General features: G+C 55.7%; 17 protein-coding genes. 7 read left to right on the top strand and 10 right to left on the bottom strand.

The window, feature by feature from the left end; genetic code table 11:
• Window positions 1-22: 22 nt before the first annotated feature.
• Window positions 23-832 carry a phytanoyl-CoA dioxygenase family protein gene (locus SMB34_RS14310; RefSeq protein WP_037991033.1) on the bottom strand — a complete coding sequence of 270 codons (810 nt, stop codon included), beginning with the start codon at window positions 830-832 and terminating at the stop codon, window positions 23-25.
• An 80-nt stretch (window positions 833-912) separates the two neighbouring features.
• Entirely contained in the window at window positions 913-1,584 is a 672-nt protein-coding gene (locus SMB34_RS14315; protein ID WP_037991003.1) for a GntR family transcriptional regulator, read from the bottom strand.
• 200 nt (window positions 1,585-1,784) lie between these two features.
• Here SMB34_RS14315 and SMB34_RS14320 point away from each other — a divergent pair, with 200 nt between their 5' ends.
• Entirely contained in the window at window positions 1,785-2,609 is an 825-nt protein-coding gene (locus SMB34_RS14320) for a carbon-nitrogen hydrolase family protein (RefSeq protein WP_037991006.1), read from the top strand.
• 23 nt (window positions 2,610-2,632) lie between these two features.
• Here SMB34_RS14320 and SMB34_RS14325 read toward each other — a convergent pair whose 3' ends face one another.
• Window positions 2,633-3,016 (bottom strand): VOC family protein, encoded by a 384-nt coding sequence (locus SMB34_RS14325; RefSeq protein WP_037991009.1) that lies wholly within the window; start codon window positions 3,014-3,016, stop codon window positions 2,633-2,635.
• A 206-nt stretch (window positions 3,017-3,222) separates the two neighbouring features.
• On the opposite strand from SMB34_RS14325, the gene SMB34_RS14330 reads away from it, so the two are divergent.
• Entirely contained in the window at window positions 3,223-3,762 is a 540-nt protein-coding gene (locus SMB34_RS14330; protein WP_240478835.1) for a YHS domain-containing (seleno)protein, read from the top strand.
• Between the two features lie 51 nt (window positions 3,763-3,813).
• On the opposite strand, the gene SMB34_RS14335 is transcribed toward SMB34_RS14330, so the two are convergent.
• The 6 genes from SMB34_RS14335 to SMB34_RS14360 all read right to left on the bottom strand — a co-directional run bounded on the left by SMB34_RS14335 (window position 3,814) and on the right by SMB34_RS14360 (window position 10,747).
• On the bottom strand, window positions 3,814-5,145 hold the full coding sequence (locus tag SMB34_RS14335) for an FtsX-like permease family protein (protein WP_007091131.1): 1,332 nt from the start codon (window positions 5,143-5,145) through the stop codon (window positions 3,814-3,816).
• The gene (locus tag SMB34_RS14340; protein ID WP_051682313.1) at window positions 5,142-5,879 is read right to left on the bottom strand and encodes an ABC transporter ATP-binding protein; all 738 of its coding nucleotides are present in this window, start codon (window positions 5,877-5,879) and stop codon (window positions 5,142-5,144) included. The genes SMB34_RS14335 and SMB34_RS14340 overlap by 4 nt, the downstream gene beginning before the upstream one ends.
• A complete protein-coding gene (locus SMB34_RS14345) occupies window positions 5,857-6,297 on the bottom strand; it encodes a hypothetical protein (protein ID WP_007091129.1) in 441 nt (146 codons plus the stop codon). Before SMB34_RS14345 ends, SMB34_RS14340 begins: the two co-directional genes overlap by 23 nt.
• Window positions 6,298-6,362: 65 nt before the next feature.
• Window positions 6,363-7,853: an alkaline phosphatase gene (locus tag SMB34_RS14350; RefSeq protein ID WP_037991014.1), complete on the bottom strand. Its 1,491-nt coding sequence runs from the start codon at window positions 7,851-7,853 to the stop codon at window positions 6,363-6,365.
• A gap of 325 nt (window positions 7,854-8,178) precedes the next feature.
• Entirely contained in the window at window positions 8,179-10,092 is a 1,914-nt protein-coding gene (locus tag SMB34_RS14355; RefSeq protein ID WP_037991024.1) for a PhoX family protein, read from the bottom strand.
• A 133-nt stretch (window positions 10,093-10,225) separates the two neighbouring features.
• Window positions 10,226-10,747: a class I SAM-dependent methyltransferase gene (locus SMB34_RS14360; protein ID WP_037991036.1), complete on the bottom strand. Its 522-nt coding sequence runs from the start codon at window positions 10,745-10,747 to the stop codon at window positions 10,226-10,228.
• Between the two features lie 121 nt (window positions 10,748-10,868).
• On the opposite strand from SMB34_RS14360, the gene SMB34_RS14365 reads away from it, so the two are divergent.
• Window positions 10,869-11,303 carry a DUF1178 family protein gene (locus tag SMB34_RS14365; RefSeq protein WP_037991038.1) on the top strand — a complete coding sequence of 145 codons (435 nt, stop codon included), beginning with the start codon at window positions 10,869-10,871 and terminating at the stop codon, window positions 11,301-11,303.
• 68 nt (window positions 11,304-11,371) lie between these two features.
• Here SMB34_RS14365 and ubiG read toward each other — a convergent pair whose 3' ends face one another.
• A complete protein-coding gene (gene ubiG / locus SMB34_RS14370; protein WP_037991026.1) occupies window positions 11,372-12,136 on the bottom strand; it encodes a bifunctional 2-polyprenyl-6-hydroxyphenol methylase/3-demethylubiquinol 3-O-methyltransferase UbiG in 765 nt (254 codons plus the stop codon).
• A gap of 430 nt (window positions 12,137-12,566) precedes the next feature.
• Between ubiG and SMB34_RS14375 the strand changes: the two genes are divergently transcribed.
• The 4 genes from SMB34_RS14375 (at window position 12,567) to SMB34_RS14390 (ending at window position 18,553) form a co-directional block, all read left to right on the top strand.
• Complete coding sequence (locus tag SMB34_RS14375; RefSeq protein ID WP_007091123.1) at window positions 12,567-13,787, top strand: aspartate kinase; 1,221 nt, start codon at window positions 12,567-12,569, stop codon at window positions 13,785-13,787.
• 154 nt (window positions 13,788-13,941) lie between these two features.
• Complete coding sequence (locus tag SMB34_RS14380; RefSeq protein WP_037991039.1) at window positions 13,942-14,970, top strand: NAD(P)H-dependent flavin oxidoreductase; 1,029 nt, start codon at window positions 13,942-13,944, stop codon at window positions 14,968-14,970.
• Window positions 14,971-14,975: 5 nt separating this feature from the next.
• Window positions 14,976-17,258: a phosphoenolpyruvate--protein phosphotransferase gene (gene ptsP / locus SMB34_RS14385; RefSeq protein WP_007091121.1), complete on the top strand. Its 2,283-nt coding sequence runs from the start codon at window positions 14,976-14,978 to the stop codon at window positions 17,256-17,258.
• Window positions 17,259-17,425: 167 nt separating this feature from the next.
• On the top strand, window positions 17,426-18,553 hold the full coding sequence (locus SMB34_RS14390; RefSeq protein WP_037991028.1) for a helix-turn-helix domain-containing protein: 1,128 nt from the start codon (window positions 17,426-17,428) through the stop codon (window positions 18,551-18,553).
• The last annotated feature ends 88 nt before the right edge of the window (window positions 18,554-18,641 follow it).

Consider the following 18,641-nt stretch of genomic DNA (forward strand, 5'->3'; position numbering starts at 1 on the left):
GAAATACTCCGTCGCCGGGTGATCAGGCCGCAGAACTTTTGGCGGACGATTGTTTGGCAACCAGTTCGTCAAGGCAGTCATCGGCAAGCGGTGTGATCGGGGTGAAGTCGCGATGCGCGATCCACGGTTTGCGATTAAACGCCCGGATATGGTTCGAAACCGCGCACAGGCTAAGATAAACAATGGTGCGGTCAAACGGGCTGATATTGGGGGGGCTTGCATGGACAAGGTTGCCGTGGAACATCACAACCGATCCGGCAGGCCCAATCGGGGCTTCACAGCCGCCTTCGGCAGCAAGCTTTGTCACGGTTTCTCGATCCAGGGTCCAAAGCGGATAGGAGGTGGTTTCAAGATCGTGACCGGCTTTGAGTACGCCGGCCTTGTGGCTTTTGGGGATGAATAGCAACGGGCCGTTTGCCGGAGTGACGTCTTCGAGGAACAGGGCGATGTTAAAGGCGCGCGGTTCGGGCATTTCATCGTCGCGCTGCCAGGTGCCGTAATCCTGATGCCATTGCCAGACGGCACCATCAAAGGCAGCCTTGGCGTTGATTTTGTATTGATGCATGTAAACCTGTTCATCAAGGAACTGTTCCACAGGTTCGATCAGGCGGGGATGAGCACCAAGGCGGCGATGGGCTTCGTTATAGGTGTGGGCGGCGAAGGCCGTGCGGGCAACACCGGATGTTTCGCGCCAGACTTCTTCGCGGTCGGACGCATAAATCTTGCGGGCTTCGGACAGCAGAAGGGCGGCTTCTTCGCGAGAGAAAAGTTCCGGTAGAAAGACAAAGCCCTGTTCGCGAAATTCGGCAAGTGCCGCTTCATTGAGTTTCATGACGTTCCTCCGTGTCGCAAGATTTTGGTTTTTGTTGTGCGACCATGTGCCCGTTTCGGGCGGTTTATGCGCCAGGCGATTCAATTGTTTTTCTTTGCAGTTTCTTTCATGTGCATGATCAGGCGGTTTGCGGCATTGCGTGTATGTGCAATTGCCAATTGTTGGGCCGCCGCGCCATCGCCGGCGCAGATGGCGTCGGCGATGGCTTGATGTTCGGTCCAGACGGGGTCGGGACCGGTTCCGGTTTGCAGATCAGCATGCATGACACGCCGGACCTGCAGCCAGATTGCGGCTGATGCCTCGGGCAACAGGGGATTGCCCGACAGGCGATAGATCGTTTGATGAAACGCGACGTCGGCTGCAACAAGGTCTGCGGTGGTATTGCTGTCCAGGGCGTGGTGTCCCTGTTGGATGGCAGCCCGCAGGGCCGATTTCCGTTCGTCTTCCGGGGATTTTGACGCCAGACGGGCGGCAAGCCCGTCAAACGCTTCGCGCAAGTCATAAACGTGCTCGACCAGTTTGGCATCGACCGGCGCAACGCGGTATCCGCGCCGTCCCATCGGTACCACCAGTCCATCACGACGCAGCAACCCCAGAGCTTGCAACACTGGCTGCCGCGAGACATTGAGCTCCTCGGCCAAGGCTTCCTGACGCAAAGGTGTTCCGGGAGGGAGAGCACCGGAACACAAGGCATCGACCAAGCGATCATGCACTTCGTCAGTCAGACTTTTACGACCGGAAAGCGGTTCCATCTTCAATCCTTCTTTCGCATGTGGAATACTGTATACACTAAATTTAACCATTGGAAGATCAAATCGACAAAAAAAATGACTCTGTGGTTGCGTGCTCAGATTAAAACACTGTTTTGGTGGCGCGATAGCCCAATTGTGTATTGTTCGTGGTCCGATCGCGTTCCATGATTATCGCAGAACAACGATAAGGAGACGATGTCATGGCCCGTTTCATTGCTGCCTGTGTCCAGGTGAATGCGCGTGACAATATGAGCGACAACCTTGCACGTGCCGCGACCTATGCGCGCGATGCCCATGCGGCGGGGGCGACGCTTATTGCGTTTCCGGAAAATGTTTCGATGATGTCGTTTGGCGGGGAAAAGGTGCGGACAGCCGCCTTTGACGAGGCCGATCATCCGGCCCTTACATTTTTCTGCGATCTGGCCGAAGAATTGAAATCGACCCTGATTGTCGGGTCATTGCATGTGAAGGTGCCGGGCGAAGACCGGGTTGCCAATCGTTGTTTTGTGATTGGCCCGGACGGGGCGGTGATCACATCCTATGACAAGATCCATATGTTTGATGTCGATCTGGCGAATGGGGAAAGTTACCGCGAAAGTAAAACATTCTGCCCCGGCGATCAGGCACGGCTTGCCAAAACCAATATCGGCGATATCGGCATCGCGATTTGCTATGACGTCCGGTTCCCGCAGCTTTTCCGTGATTATGCCAAGGCGGGGGCAAAGATTCTGTCGATCCCGGCGGCGTTTACGCGCACGACCGGGCAGGCGCACTGGCACAATCTGTTGCGGTCACGCGCGATTGAAAATGGTTGTTATGTGGTTGCAGCCGCACAGTGTGGTGATCATCCGGGCAACCGGCAGACATTCGGCCATTCGCTTATTATCGATCCGTGGGGCGAGGTTCTTGCCGATGCGGGGACCGATCCCGGCTTTGTTACCGCCGAGATCGATCTGGACCGGGTCGAAGACATTCGGCGGATGGTGCCGTCGCTTCATAATGACCGGGCGTATAAACCGTGCTGATTTAATCGCCGTCTGGCAGGTGGTCAGTTATAGCTGACCACCTCGAACTCAATGCCGTTTTCATCATGGAAATAGAACCGGCGGCCGGGCTCGTAATCTGCGTGATTGTGGGTTTTAAGGCCGCTGGCGAGGATTTTCTTTTCGGTGGCATCAAGGTCGTCAACCACAATGGCGACATGGTTCATCCCACCCAGCGTGCGATAGGAATTTTCGTCCGAACTTACCGGTGTTCCGCCGGAATAGACGGCGACATAGCTTGTATCACTGCCGACATGATAGCTGATGCCGTTATCCTTTGCCGGACCGTTCCAGCGCACATGCCAGCCAAACCAGTCGCATAATTGTGTAGCCGTTTTGGCCGGATCAGCGACGGTGAAATTCACATGTTCCAAAAATGCATCACTCATGGTGATTTCCTTTATGTTTTTCTCTCAACTGTTTTCTGTGTAATTCCTTAACTTAAGTTGATGTCAATAGGAAAATTCGTGATCAGCTCGATTTTGGACGCCATTGGTCACGCGGCTTCACGAAACAGTGTCGCAACGTCATTTTACCTTTGGGGGCGCTTTTTGCAGTCTGTGATCATCAAGACAGCAAACGGAGTTTTATGGTCATGCTTAAGCGTATTTTACTGGCCTCGTGCGTGATGGTAGCGGCGTCAGGGGCGGCTTTTGCCGGGGAGCAATATGTTGATGAAACCGGCTTTGCAATCAGCGGGTATGATCCGGTGGCCTATTTCGATCTGAAACAGGCGGAGCCGGGCGGGGCACAGCCACGTGCGGTGCCGGGTCGTGCCGATATTACCGCCAATTACAACGGTGCGACATGGGCGTTTGCATCCGAGGAGCATCGCGACATGTTTGTTGCCAATCCAGCAAAATATGCGCCGAAATATGACGGGCATTGTGCCTATGGCATCGCACAGGGGGGCAAGGTTCCGGCAAACCCGAACCTTTGGCGGATTGTCGACGGGGCGCTTTATCTGAACATCACGCCGACGGTGGCTGGTTTCTGGTCCAGCGATATCAGTGGGAATATCAACAAGTCCGAAGGTAATTGGACGTCGCTTGAAGCCAAGGACGCGTCGGATAAAAGCTGGAAGGCGATCCGCGATAATGACGGCACCTATGACGGGACAGCCCCGGTGAAGTAAGGTGACCTCAGGATGAAATGCCCCCGGCAGATTGGTCTGCTGGGGGCGTTTTTATGAGTTGCGCAAGGCCTCGACGACTGGCCGCCGATAAAGCAGGAAGGCCGGAACCGTGGCCAGGATCAGGCCAATCAGGACAAAGCCACCGGCAAGCGATAGTTCTGAGCCTGAAATTGTTGCCTGTAACGCCATACCGGTTTCGGCCGTAAAGACGGTAGAAACCGATTGGGCAACAAACCAGCCAAGTCCAAGACCGGCAATGGCACCGATCACGACAAGGATCGAGACATAGGACCAGATCGCGCCAAACACATAGCTTCGCGGTGCGCCAAGAGCGCGCAGGACAGCGAATTGTTTGCGATAAAGCTGCATCAATGCCAGGATCGCGGCCAGAATGGCGGCAACGACCAGTCCCTGTGATCCCAGTGCCATGGCACGCATCACCGAACCGGCATTGCCCAGCAGGCGATACATTTCCACCAGAACCTCGGCCGGGAAGAAGGCGGTGCTGTGGTCTGTCCGGTAATCGGCACGCAGCGTATAGGCGGCTGCGACGCTTTTGGGGCGGACAACCAGTGCCGGAACACCGGGCAGGGCATCGGCATCAAAGGGCGGGCCGATATGGTCCATCACCTGATGTTCGTGCTCGTGCTCGTGCTCGTGATCCTCGTCGTGATGTTCCGCTGCTTCGTCATGATCATGATCTTCATGTTCGTCATGATGTTCTTCTGCGGCACCGTTATGGTCGTGATCTTCGTCTTCATCATGGCCGGTTGGCAGGGCATGGATATCCCAGACCTGCTCGACGGCAACGATGATCGCACTATCCCACGGGGTTCCGGTGGGCTTCATCTTGCCGACGACTTGTAGATGAACGCCGTGATGATGTTCAAGCTCGGCTTCGGCACCATGACCGTGGCTGGGCTCGAATTCATCGCCTATTTCAAGCGGGACGGCAGCACCGATAACGGCCTGTTCGATGTTTTCAAATATATGGCCGTTTGCCAGTCCATCCGACAGATAGGCTACGAATTGCGGCGTCGATCCGACAATGCTGTAATCCTGCCAGCTATCGCCAAAGGCAAGCGGGGCGGCGATTTCAACCCGCGGGTCGGTCATCAGGCTGGCCCAGTGTTGACCATCGAGTAGATTGATCGCGCTATGGCGCAGGAAAATCGTGTTCATGACGATTTCGGTCTGGCTGCCGGGGGCGGCGATAAGGATGTCGAATTTGTCGGCGGCCTTGGCGCTGCCTTGGCGCAGTGCACGTTCCTGTGCGGTAATGCCGACACCAATGGCAACCGCAACCGCGATCAGCAGCACGAACAGAATATTCATGATCCAGTGGCGGCGCAGGCTTGCAATGACGATGGGAAACGGGTTCATGTGCCCTCCGCCCGGTTGGTGGTCGCATCATCCACAAGATGGCCCTTGTCGAATTTCAGGATGCGCGCGCAGCGATCAATCACGTCGCGGTCGTGGCTGACGGTGATCAGGGTGCGGTTTGATCCGGCAAGTGAAAACAGAATGTCAGTCGCGATCTGGCTTGCTGTGTCATCCAAGCTTGCGGTTGGTTCATCAGCAAGGATGATCGGCGGATCGAACAGAAGGGCACGTGCAATCGCCACGCGTTGCTGTTCGCCGCGCGATAGGTCCGATGTGCTTTTACGCGCCATCGGGACGCCGACCTGATCAAGAAGATCATAGGCGCGTTTACGGGTTTCTGGTGAAATGCGCCATCCGGCAAAGCTTGCCGGGATCAGAACATTTTCAAGCGGGCTGACTTCATCAATCAGATGGAAATCCTGAAAGACAAAACCGATCGATTGGCGGCGCCAGCGATCAGATGCGCCTTCGGACAGGCTGGTGATATCGGTTCCGTTCCAGATGATATTGCCGCCTGTCGGACGCAAAAGGCCGCTGATCAGATAAAGCAGGCTGGACTTCCCCGACCCCGACGGGCCGGAAATGCCAACGACCTCGCCCTGATGGATGGCAAGGGATGGCAGGCTGATGACCGGGGCCGTATTGCGATGATAGCGCAGTTGAAGATCCGAAATCCGCAACAGGTCCGACGCGCTTTGATCTGCGCCGGGCTTAGAGGACTTCGAACTCTGCATCGACAAGTCGGACAAGGCTGACAAATCCGGTTTCCTCATCTTTGGCTTCGCCGAGCTCGAGAATGCCGCTCGTGACGATCATGCGGTTAAAGGCGACGGCGTCGACCCTTTCGCGGGTTCTGACAAAGACAATATCGACCGGCCAGTCGGCGGATGTTTCGCAGAACGGGCAAACTGACATCGGGCGACGGGTCAGTACGAAAAAGGATGCCTCCGCCTTAAGTGGCGGAGCCATGAAGCCGGTAATTTCGATGCGACTTTTATCTTTGGCGAATGTCTTGGCCTGAACGGAAAATTCGTTCTGGGTTTCGTAAATATCGGGAATTTTGATCCGGTCGCGTGCAAAGGCCGGCGGGGCGATCAGCATCCCGGCGGTGGCGGCTGCACCTGCAATGAATGTGCGGCGTCCGACGATCATGTAAATCTCCATCAAAGAAAATGCCGACCGCAGTTCGCTGCGGTCGGCGGTATCAGACGCAAGCCTTATTTCGAAGCCATGCGGTCTTCGATTTTCGAGGCATAGGACATGACGTGGTAGATGAAGTTCTGTTCAACGACACCGCTGAACAGGTGCGACCACGGGCCGTTGGCAAAGATGGCAACATCATCGCCAGCATGGGTTTCGCTGCTCATCGGGACCAGTGCCTGCTGAAGGAAGTCAATGTCGGTGGTGTCGACATTGGTCAGGTCGGCACGGACTTCGTCCTTAAGCGCACCCGGGCCGTTCATGTAGCCAAGGGTGGTGTAAGGTTTGCCGTCGTCGCCCTTTTCCTCGGAAACGCCAAGGATCGGATTGCCGCGGCTGGAATAGCCGGAAATGGTCATGGTGTGCGAGTGATCGGCCGTGACGATGATCAGGGTATCGTCAAGATTGACCTTGCCCATGGCTTCCTTGACCGCGTCGTTCAGTGCGACGGTGTCTTCAAGCGCGCGGGCCGCATTGCCTTCGTGATGGGCATGGTCGATACGACCGGCTTCAACCATCAGGAAGTAACCCTTGTCGTTTTTCGACAGAATATCAATTGCCTTGCCAGTCATTTCGGCCAGGCTCGGTTCGCCAGCTGCATCTTTGGCGCGGTCGGCTTCATATTCCATGTGCGAGCGGTCAAACAGACCCAGAACATGCTTTGCCGATGCAACGTCGATCGCATCAAACTGTTCTTTGTTCCAGATGTAGGACGCGCCTTTACCCTTGGCATCAACCCATTCCTTGGTCAGATCGCGACCGTCGGAACGCTGGCCCATCTTGCCCTTGTCTTCCGGGTCTTCCATGGTTTTGTCCATGAACATGCGGCGACCGCCACCAAAGGCAACTTCCAGCCCGTCGCCCGCCGACCATTCAATCAGCTGGGCTGCAATGTCTTTGCAACCATCCGCTTTGGCAGCATCAGAGAGGTCGCTGTCGCTTTCCCAGTTACGATCGGAGGTGTGAACATAGGTTGCTGCCGGGGTCGCATGGGTCAGACGGGCGGTGGAAATCACGCCTGTCGACATGCCCTGTTCTTCGGCCTGGGCCGCAAGGCTTTTGACCGGATGGGCAAGCTGTGCCTTGCAATCGCCACGGACAACGTCCGAGCTGACGCCGATGGTGCCGTTATTCATTTTGACGCCAGCCATCATCGCCGATGCGGTCGGAGCCGAGTCTGCGATCTGTCCGTCGTGGGTATAGGTTTTGGCAAGGGCAACGTTCGGGAACTGGCCGAAGGCGAGGCTGTTGCTTTCGCCGTCCACACCGCGCTTCTGGCCTTCATAGATGCGGGCTGCGGTAACGGTCGGGATGCTCATGCCGTCGCCAACGAACAGGATGATGTTCTTGGCGCGGCTGGTGTTGGCCTGCTGTTGCAGTTTCTGCTGCAGGGTCTGCTGGGCGGCGACGAAATACGGATCATTGGCCTGCGGCAGCATGTCAGCGGCAACAGCAACGTTCGCACACATGGCACCAGCCAGTGCGGAAGCGACAAGAAGGCGTTTCATTTCGATGTTCTCCCTTATCGAACGGAATATTCGGCTGCACTCTGCCATGCAGCGAATGGTTCTCATTTTAAGATCGATAAGGGGCGGTTTGGTGAAGCTAATGTGATTGATAGGTTACAATGTTCGGGTGAATGTATTTTGGGGCTCGAAGCTTCATGAATTGGATTTATTCCAAACTAAAGCCTTGAACAATTTGACCAATATTCCGATGTGCGAATGAACCGACATAGCAGGTAAAACAAGGACGGCGGACCGGAAATACATCCTTGCCCGCCGCCATTTTCTTCAGGACCAGCGTGTGGTCCATCAGGTGTGTTTCGTGGCCTTAGCTTGCGATTTCGCCGCCGCCCTGCTTGGTGATCGCAACTACTGACGGACGTGCCGGAACGCCGTCCTTGAAGTCCGGCCAGCGGGTGCTGGGTGCGTCATAGGTCGAACCATCTGCCGGGTGCTGAACCGCGACAAACAGGGTCGTTCCGTCCGGGGTGAATTCCGGGCCGCACATTTCAGCGCCAACCGGGCAGGCAAAGAAGAATTTGGTCAATGCACGACCCGGCCCATCAACATCGGTTGCCCACATGCCATCAGGAATGTCGGAACCCTGTGCTCCGTCAGACGAAATCCACAAACGACCACGATGGTCGATTGCCATATTGTCAGGGCAGGATACCCAGGCTTCGGCAGCAGGGTGGTAAACCGCCTTGTCATCCGGATTGGCAGGATTGCCCGCAGCAATCATGATGTCCCAAGTGAAGCGATTTGCGGTGTGATCCGCATCCTTGCCCATACCCCCCGGAGGAGTCAGTTCAAGAACATGACCATGCGGGTTGGCTGCACGCGGGTTGGCGGCATTGGGTTCCTTGCGTTTGCTGTTATTGGTCAGCATAACGTAGACCTTGCCGTTGACCGGGTTCGGTTCGACATCTTCGGGGCGGTCCATCTGGGTAGCACCCAGAAGGTCAGCCGCACGGCGGGTTTCGATCAGGACATCGGCCTGGCTGTTGAAATCGTTTTCGGCGGTCAGCGGGCCTTCGCCAAAGATAATCGGCATCCAGTCGAGGGTACCGTCATCGTTGAACCGGGCAACGTACAGCGTGCCTTCGTCGAGCAGGTCCATGTTTGCGGCGCGATCATTCGGATTGTATTTGTTCGCCGCAACAAATTTATAGAGATAGTCGAAACGCTGATCGTCGCCGGAATAGGCAACAACCGAGTTATCCTTGTTGACGATAACGGTTGCGCCTTCGTGTTTGAAGCGGCCAAGCGCGGTGCGTTTTTTGGGCATTGATGTCGGATCGTAGGGGTCGATTTCCACCATCCAGCCGAACTTGTTCGGTTCGTTCGGTTCTTTTTCAACATTGAAACGGTCGAAATATTTTACCCAAGAATACCAGCTGTCCGGCGAGATGCCGAGGCGCTTGTAGTTGCGTTCTTCGCTGGTTTTGGCGATATCGCCCCCGAAATAGCCGTTGAAGTTTTCCTCGGCGATCAGGATGGTGCCCCACGGGGTTTTGCCGCCCGCACAGTTGTTCAGCGTGCCGATGACCCGCGTGCCGGTCGGGTCAGAGCTGGTTTTCAGGCGGTCATGGCCGGCGGCCGGGCCGGAGATGGCCATTTCGGTATCAAGGGCCGAAATGCGGCGTGCATAATTTGACCCGTCGATGACCTGCCATTTGCCATTGGTCTTTTTGATTTCGACGATGGAATGGCCGTGGGCGGCAATTTCGTGAAGGGCCTGTTCTTGTGATGCGCCCATGGCATCCTTGAGTCCCGGCCACATCATTTCCGCATTGGTGTATTCATGGCTGACGCACAGAAGGCCGTGTTCGGAATTGTCCGAGCCGACCGGCAGCGGCATATAGCCAACATAGTCACAGTTATAGCCGAACTGTTTATTCTGGGCGGTTGCGTCAACAGCACCCGGAACGAAGGCCGGTGCATCGGCAGCAACCTTGTCGCCCCAGCGAATCAGGACGTCGGCATCGTAACCGTCGGCTACCGCATGAGTTTCGGTGATTTTCTGCGGGATCGATTTGAAGGTCAGGGTCGATGCGTCCTGCGCACGGGCAATGCCGGAGGTCGCGATACCGGCGCCGGCGACGGCCGAGGTTGCCATCAGCCCCTTGAAAAAGCCACGGCGGGAAAGGCGGGCATTGATCAGGTCGGCTACACGCGGATTGTTTGTCGGGTTCGACGGAATGTCATCGCGATCCTCGACGATTTCAAAGTGTTCTGTCATGGTTTTCTCTCTCTGCCAAATGCTAAAACTAGCGCCGAGGAAGATGCCAGAAACCAGCTGTTTTAATTATGACACTTGTGTTTATTTTTATTTTTATTCCAGTGTGTTACGGAATTGTTGCGGCCTGCTTTGCCTATGGTTTGCAGGTCGACAGGAATTGTTTCACAGCGAAGGGAACGGCTGTGGCTGGTTTGTATTGAGGGCCCTGCTCGAATGCGTTGATTTTCCAGCCGGAAAAGGCGTTTTGCAGTTCGCCAGGGTGCAGAAGGAATTCTGGTGATCGGGGGCGGCCGAATGCTTCGTTACCGATCATGAAGGTTTCATAAAGCAAAGTGCCACCGGATTTGATCGCATCGCGAAGATTTTCAAATAGCGGTCGGTGCAGGTAATTTACGACCACCACCAGATCAAATTGCCGGTCCCCAAGCGGCCAGGGACCAGATTCAAGATTTGCTTCGATCCACTCAATTCCGGTGTTTTCACCGGTTCCCGTATCCGACAGATCGCGATCAAGGGCTGTGACCTGCCATCCCTGATCCGCCAGCCAGAAACTGTGACGACCCTTGCCACAGGTAAGATCAAGGGCCGTTCCACCGGTCGCGGGGCAGGGTGGGGAATGACGGGTAACCCAGTCCGATGGCATTAATGATGACATTTTCATAAATCTTGGTTATTGAAGGAGCCGCTTGAAACTGGCGTTTCGGGCAGGGTGTCGCTATATCATTGATATCAAAACACCTTGCAATTGTTACGGTTTGCTTGAACAAAACAACACCATGATCCTCTTTCAGCTTAAATGCGAACATGATCACGAATTTGAAGGCTGGTTTAAAGACGGTGCCACTTATGACACTCAGGCTGCCAGCGGTGAATTGTCATGCCCGTTTTGTGGAACGGCCAATGTCGGAAAGGCGTTGATGGCACCGCGTCTTCGGACGTCGCGCCAGAAAGAGGAAGCCGCCGAAAAGACCCGTCAGGTCGCCATGGCCGAAGCAACCCGTACGGCAATGGCCGAAATCCGCAAGCAGGTCGAGGAAAACTGCGAGCATGTCGGCACAAAGTTCGCCGAGGAAGCCCGCAAAATTCATTACGGCGAAACCGAAAAGCGCGGCATTTATGGCGAGGCATCGCTTAAAGAAACAGCCGAACTGATCGATGAAGGCATTGATGTTCAGGCGTTGCCATGGCTTGACGAGAGCAAGAAGAATTAGGGGCTCGATCCCGCTTTGCTCCCTTCATGCCTGATGTGCCGTCCTAAAATACGTTGTCAGCTATAGGATCAGGCTTTGGCGGGTTTTTGCGCGATCACCATATAATTGATGTCAAGATCGCGCGGGGCGGCTGACCATTTATCGGTGATCGGGTTGTAGGTCACACCGGTGATATCCACGAGATCAAGACCGGCACCGCGCAGCAAACCCGACATTTCCGATGGTTTGACGAATTTGCGCCAGTCATGGGTGCCAGCAGGCAACCAGCGCAGGATGTATTCAGCGCCGAATTTTGCCAGAGCCAGCGATTTGATCGTCCGGTTCAGGGTGGCAACAAACATCAACCCGCCGGGTTTGAGTAACGCCGCACAGGCCTGCATGAAGAATTGCGGGTCATCGACATGTTCGATGACTTCCATATTCAGAACGATATCGAACTGCTTGCCCTCGTCGACCAGCATTTCCGGGGTGCAATTGCGATAATCAATGGCAAGGCCCGATTGCACAGCGTGGACTTTTGCGACTTCGATATTGTTTTCGGCTGCGTCGATTGACGTCATTTTTGCGCCCATGCGTGCCAGCGGTTCGGACAGAAGACCGGCACCGCAACCGATATCGATGATTTCGACATCTTTCAGGACGTCAAGCTGGTTGGCATCGCGTCCGAGATGGGCAGCGATATTGTCGCGCAGAAGCTGCAAGCGGATCGGATTGAACTTGTGCAGGGGCTTCATCGCGCCGTTCGGGTCCCACCATTTTTCGGCCATTGCGGAAAAGCGTGCGATTTCCTCGGCATTGGCGGTGCGGCTGTTATTGGCGGATGCGTGCGACATGGACGGCTCCGATGGCGTGACGTTGATTTTCTTTGCCCTGTTTACGCGGGCGCGCCCGGCAAGGCAATAGTTTGCCGGGCATCAAGGTCCTGACGCCGGGCGAATGAGGGCTTTGCCAGCATGAGGGAAATCGAAACGTGCCTTGCGCCAATCGCATGTGTTGTCAGGGTTTTCAGGTAAGAATTCGCAGGATGTTTCGCGGTTTGCGCCCTTGGGGAGGCATCTGGCGCATCAAACCCGAATAAAAAATGAATCGATGCAATTTTCCCCTGCGTTGATGCTTGTTTCCAAAAGAGTATGGCAGTATTGATAACGCCGCCCGGATCAGGCGGCGCGCCGCATTGATGGCCTGCGCCAATCGATCGAGGGCCGGATCACATGCCGTCTTCTTCGGAGCACCGATGGATGGCAAGCTTAGCGGGGATACTTCATGGCCCGTATTGTCATGAAATTCGGCGGCACATCGGTCGCCGATGTCGAAAAGATCAAGAACGTCGCCCGTCGGGTCAAATCCGAGGTCGATGCCGGGAACCAGGTAGCGGTTGTTGTTTCGGCAATGTCGGGCAAGACCAACGAACTGGTTGGCTGGGCTGATGAAATTTCGCCGATGTATGACGCGCGTGAATATGACGTGATCGTATCATCGGGCGAGCAGGTGACAGTTGGCCTGATCGCCATGGCGCTGCAAAGCATTGACGTACCAGCACGTTCATGGCTTGGCTGGCAGATTCCGATCAAGACCGATGGCGCGCATGCCAAGGCACGTATCAAGGAAATCGATACAACCGAACTCGACAAGCGCATGAATAGCGGCGAGGTTGTCTGTGTTGCCGGTTTCCAGGGGATCGCACCTGACAACCGCATTACCACGCTGGGCCGTGGCGGTTCGGATACTTCTGCGGTGGCGCTTGCCGCGGCTCTGAAGGCGGATCGTTGCGATATCTATACCGATGTTGACGGGGTTTACACGACCGATCCGCGCATCGTGCCCAAGGCGCGCAAGATCGAAAAGATTACCTACGAAGAAATGCTGGAACTGGCATCGCTTGGTGCGAAGGTCCTTCAGACCCGTTCTGTCGAGATGGCCATGAACCATCGCGTCCGGGTACAGGTCCGCTCCTCCTTTAGTGATGCGGAAGGAACACTTGTTGTAGACGAGGACGAAATCGTGGAACAGGAAGTCGTCAGCGGGATTGCCTATAGCCGTGACGAAGCCAAGATCACCTTGGTGAAAGTCGCCGACAAACCGGGAATCGCTGCTTCTATCTTCGGCCCGCTGGCCGAGGCCAATATCAATGTCGATATGATCGTGCAGAACGTTTCAGAAGACGGTAAAAGCACCGACATGACCTTTACCGTGCCGCGCGGCGAATTTAAACGTGCGCTGTCGGTGATTGAGGGCAATTCGGCCAAGATCGGCTATAAGGAATTGCTGAGCACATCAGATGTGACCAAGGTGTCGATCATTGGTGTGGGCATGCGTTCGCACGTTGGCGTTGCGCGCAAGATGTTCGAAACGCTTGCGGAAAAAGGCATCAATATCCAGGTCATTTCGACCTCGGAAATCAAGGTAAGCGTTCTGATTGCCGAAGAATATACCGAACTGGCAGTTCGCGCGCTTCATACCGCTTATGGCCTTGATGCCGAGTAATTTAATATAATGTGACTTGCATGGCCTGTGATTAAGTCACTGTTAAATTGCGTCAATTATTACATACTAGCTGGAACTATCGGTTTCGGCCTTTATGATGAAATGGCAGGGAACCCTTGGTTTCCTGCATTTCTGCTTTGGGGTACAGAATGATATGAGAGATCCGAAATTCGATGTCGCACGCGCCCGCCTTGAAAAATTGTGGGCGGCGGGCAAGGAATTTCTGGGAACGGATTACGCCATCATGGCGGGTGCAATGTCCTGGGTTTCCGAACGTCACCTTGTGGCGGCGGTTTCAAATGCCGGTGGCTTTGGTGTGATTGCGTGCGGGTCGATGACCCCGGAATTGCTGTCGGCTGAAATCGCCGGGACCAAGGCCCTGACCAAAAAGCCGTTTGGCGTCAATCTGATCACCATGCACCCGATGCTTGATGACCTGATCGAGGTTTGCCGTGAGCATGAAGTCGGTCATGTCGTTCTGGCCGGTGGTCTGCCGTCATCGGCAGCGATCAAGAAAGCCAAGGAATTTGCCAAGGTCATCTGTTTTGCCCCGGCACTGGTTTTGGCCAAAAAACTGGTGCGCTCGGGTGCGGATGCGCTGGTGATCGAAGGCAGCGAAGCTGGTGGTCATATCGGCCCGGTTTCCCTGACGGTTCTGGCGCAGGAAATCCTGCCGGAAATGCGCGATGTTCCGGTATTCTGTGCCGGAGGCATCGCGCGCGGCGAAGCCATTACCGGATTGCTTGAACAGGGGGCGGCCGGTGTTCAGATCGGTACGCGACTGGTATGCGCAACCGAATGTATTGCGCATCCCGATTTCAAAAAGGCCTTCATTCGTGCCAGCGCACGCGATGCGGTCACCACGGTTCAGCTTGATGAACGTTTCCCGGTTATTCCGGTACGCGCCCTTGCCAATAAGGGAACCGATGAATTCCTTGAAACCCAGCGCAAGGTAATTGCCAAATTCCGCGCCGGTGAGGTTGATCAGGGTGAAGCCCAGCTTGAGATCGAACATTTCTGGGCCGGTGCGCTTCGCCGGGCTGTTATCGATGGTGATGTCGATGGCGGATCGGTTATGGCAGGGCAGTCGGTTGGTATGGTAAAGAAAGAACAACCGGTATCCGAAATTCTGGAAGAACTGGTCGAACAGGCCGTTCAGTCCCTCGTTAGAAGAGACAGTTAAACCCGATGAGCATGCCGTCCGCCGCAGTCACTGGTCCGCGACGCCTGTTAAAGCGCGTTCGCGACGTCATGGCTGGTCCGGGGACGGCAGAAGAGCGCCTTGGGCAGATCGTGACCATCATCGCCGCCGATATGGTGGCGGAGGTATGTTCGGTCTATGTGATGCGCGCGGGCGAGGTGCTGGAACTTTTCGCGACCTGCGGTCTGGCACCGGCGGCAGTTCATATGACCCGCCTTCGGGTGGGCGAGGGGATTGTCGGTTATGTGGCGGCCCATGCGCGGCCCCTTAACCTTAAAGATGCGCAAGGCCATCCGAACTTTGCTTACCGTCCGGAAACCGGCGAGGAAATCTATCATTCCATGATCGGTGTGCCGATCCTGCGTGGGGGCCGTATCATTGGCGTCCTTGCCGTGCAGAACCGGACCGAACGTCTTTATTCAGAGGACGAGCAGGAAGCGCTTGAAAACGTTGCCATGGTGCTGGCCGAAATGGTCGCCGGTGGCGAACTGGTCAGCCGCGATGAACTGATTCCGACCGACGGGATTGCGCTTTTGCCCTTGCGGCTTGGTGGGGCGCGTCTGGCACCGGGGATTGGCAAGGGCGTTGCGGTTCTTCATGAGCCGCGTATTGTCATCGACCGGATGGTATCCGATGATCCGGACGAGGAACTGACCCGGCTTCGCGACGCCATGCGCGGGCTTCAGGACCATCTCGACAAAATGCTTGAAGCTGTTGCGGGAATGGATAGCAGTGGCGGCGATGATGATCCGGGCGATATCCTTGAAGCCTATAAAATGATTGCGCAGGATACCGGGTGGCTTAACCGCATTACCGAGGCGGTCCATACCGGCCTTACGGCGGAAGCCGCGGTTCAGAAGGTTCATGATGATACCCGTGCGCGCATGGCCCAGGTCAGTGATCCGTATCTGCGCGAACGTTTGCATGATCTTGAAGATCTGGCGAACCGTCTGCTGCAGCATCTTTCGGGGCAGTATCAGTCCCCGGCCTTTGGCGAGTTGCCCGACGATATCATTCTGGTGGCGAGAAATATCGGTCCGGCGGAACTTCTGGATTATGATCATACCCGCCTGCGCGGCCTTGCTCTTGAAGAAGGGTCGCATACGTCACATGTGGCAATTGTTGCGCGTGCGCTGGATATTCCGGTGCTGGGCGGGGTTAAAGGGGTTCTCGACAAGGTCGAAACCGGTGATCCGCTGATTGTCGATGCCGACAATGCACAATTGTTCGTCCGGCCGAGTGAAGATGTCCGTTCGGTTATTGACGGTGCGCTTCGTGCGCGGGCCGAGCGCAAGGCGCTTTATGCGCAGATGCGCGATATGCCGTCCCGGACATGTGACGAGATTGATATTTCGCTGAACGTCAATGCGGGGCTTTTGATCGATGTACCCCATGTGATTGAAAGCGGCGCGGACGGGATCGGGCTTTATCGGACGGAAATTCCATTTATGGTCAGATCGGCCATGCCAGATATTGGCGATCAGACCCGGCTGTACACCCGGATATTTGAACAGGCGGAAGGTCGTCCGGTCGTGTTTCGGACGCTTGATGTCGGGGGTGACAAATTGTTGCCCTATTGGGAGGATATGACAGAAGAGAACCCGGCGATGGGCTGGCGCTCGATCCGCATTACGCTGGATCGGCCTGCAGTGCTTGTTCATCAGTTGCGCGCGTTGATCCGGGCCGCCCATGAGCGGGACCTGTATGTCATGTTCCCGATGATTGCCGAAGTCGCAGAGTTCGACCAGGCAAGGGCGCTTCTGGATCAGCAGTTGAAACGCGAAGCAGAACGCGGCTATGTACCGAACCGGGTCGAGGTTGGCGCGATGCTGGAGGTTCCGGCGCTGATATGGCAAGCACCGGCGCTTCTGGAGCGTGTCGACTTTTTGTCGGTTGGAACCAACGACCTGCTGCAGTTCATGTTCGCTGCTGATCGCGGAAACCCGCGGTTGGAAGGGCGATATGATACACTTTCGCCAAGTGTGTTTGCATTTATGCGGCAGCTTGTCACATTATGTGACGAACGGAATGTGCGTTTGACCATCTGCGGCGAGATGGCCGGGCGACCACTTGAAGCGATGGCCCTGATCGGATTGGGTATTCGCCGCTTGTCCATGGCCCCGGCTTCTATCGGTCCTGTAAAGGAAATGGTCCGGAGCCTGAATGTGAGAAGCGTTGAGGGATATGTCCTGTCGGTGATGGGAAGTTCGACCAAGTCATTGCGATCGCGTCTTAAGGCTTTCGCAATAGATCACGGTGTAAAACTTTAAAAACAATCGCTTTTGGTGGGGATTCTGCTATTTTTATTGCTAGATCGTAACGTGGGGGTGCGGAGTTGGCGATCGGAAAGCGAAAGGAAGATCATTTGGACGAGCAATCCGGGGGGCGCTTGCGTTTCAGGCCTTTGCCTGGAAATGGGCCGTCAAATGACATTAAGATGGAAGCAGATACCGGTAATTCCGCTGACCAGACCGAGGTGGGACGCCTTTTGCGCCATACCAGGAACAGCCTTGGTCAGAGCGTGGAAGACGTTTGTCAGTTATTGCGTATCCGCAAGATTTATATCGAGGCGATCGAGAACAGCGATTATTCGGTGTTGCCCGGTGGCCCGTATGGTTTGGGCTTTGTTAAAGCCTATGCCGAACATCTCGGACTTGACGGGGCAGAAATCGTGCGGCGTTTCCGCGTGGAAAGCAATGCGCCCGCAGCCCGAAGCGAGCTTAGTTTCCCAAAACCTGTTCAGGAAAGCCGCGTTCCCGGTGGAGCGGTTCTTCTGATTGCGGCATTGCTTGGTATCGGTGCCTATGGTGGCTGGTATTACTTGTCGAGCCAGGGCAAAACGATTGCTGATCTCGTTGATCCGCTGCCTGAGCGTCTTGCAAGTTATACGTCGGGTGGTGAGCAGGCCGTTCCGGAACGCAATCTTGAAAATGCGGCGGATGCCCGTGCGGCAGAAGTCGAGCCATCCGCATCGGCAGAGCAACCTGCCGAAACGGCGGAAGCGCCAGCGGATGATTCAAATGCACCTGCATCTGTCGTGACAGAACAGGAACCGGTGGCGGAAACCGCAGAAGCCCCGCAAGTGGCTGATACGGTACCGGCAGAAACACCTGCGGCACAGAACGAAGTTGCCGAAGCACCTGCCCCGACAGCGCAAGCACCGGAACAATCAACCGCACAGTCGCCGTCATCGGCACCAGTTGCACCAGCGGCGGAAACGGCTTCTGTTCCGGCAGCACCGGCTGTTGACGAAGTTGGTGGCGGGCGTGTGTTTGGTGCGGTCAATCTTGACAGCCGTGTTACCATTGAGGCGGTCGAAACCAGTTGGGTTCGCATTCGCGAAGGTGATGGCAACATCCTGCTGACCCGGATGCTGAGTGCGGGGGATACCTATCGCGTGCCCAATAAAAACGGGCTAATGCTTGAAGTCGGTAATGCCGGGGCACTTACCTACAGCATTGATGGCAAGGAAGCCTTGCCGGTCGGTGAATATGGTGCGGTGATTTCGGACTTCTCTCTTGATGTTGAGGCCCTTGAAGGGGCCGGTGTGGCACCGGCACAGTAGTGCCGGGCCCTCTCGTTATCATGAGGGCACCAAAGATTTTGAAGAAAGCGGCCATATCAGGCCGCTTCAGACTGCTGACAAAGTCCTC

Source organism: Thalassospira permensis NBRC 106175 (assembly GCF_000714555.1).
GTDB classification, from domain to species: Bacteria; Pseudomonadota; Alphaproteobacteria; order Rhodospirillales; family Thalassospiraceae; genus Thalassospira; species Thalassospira xiamenensis.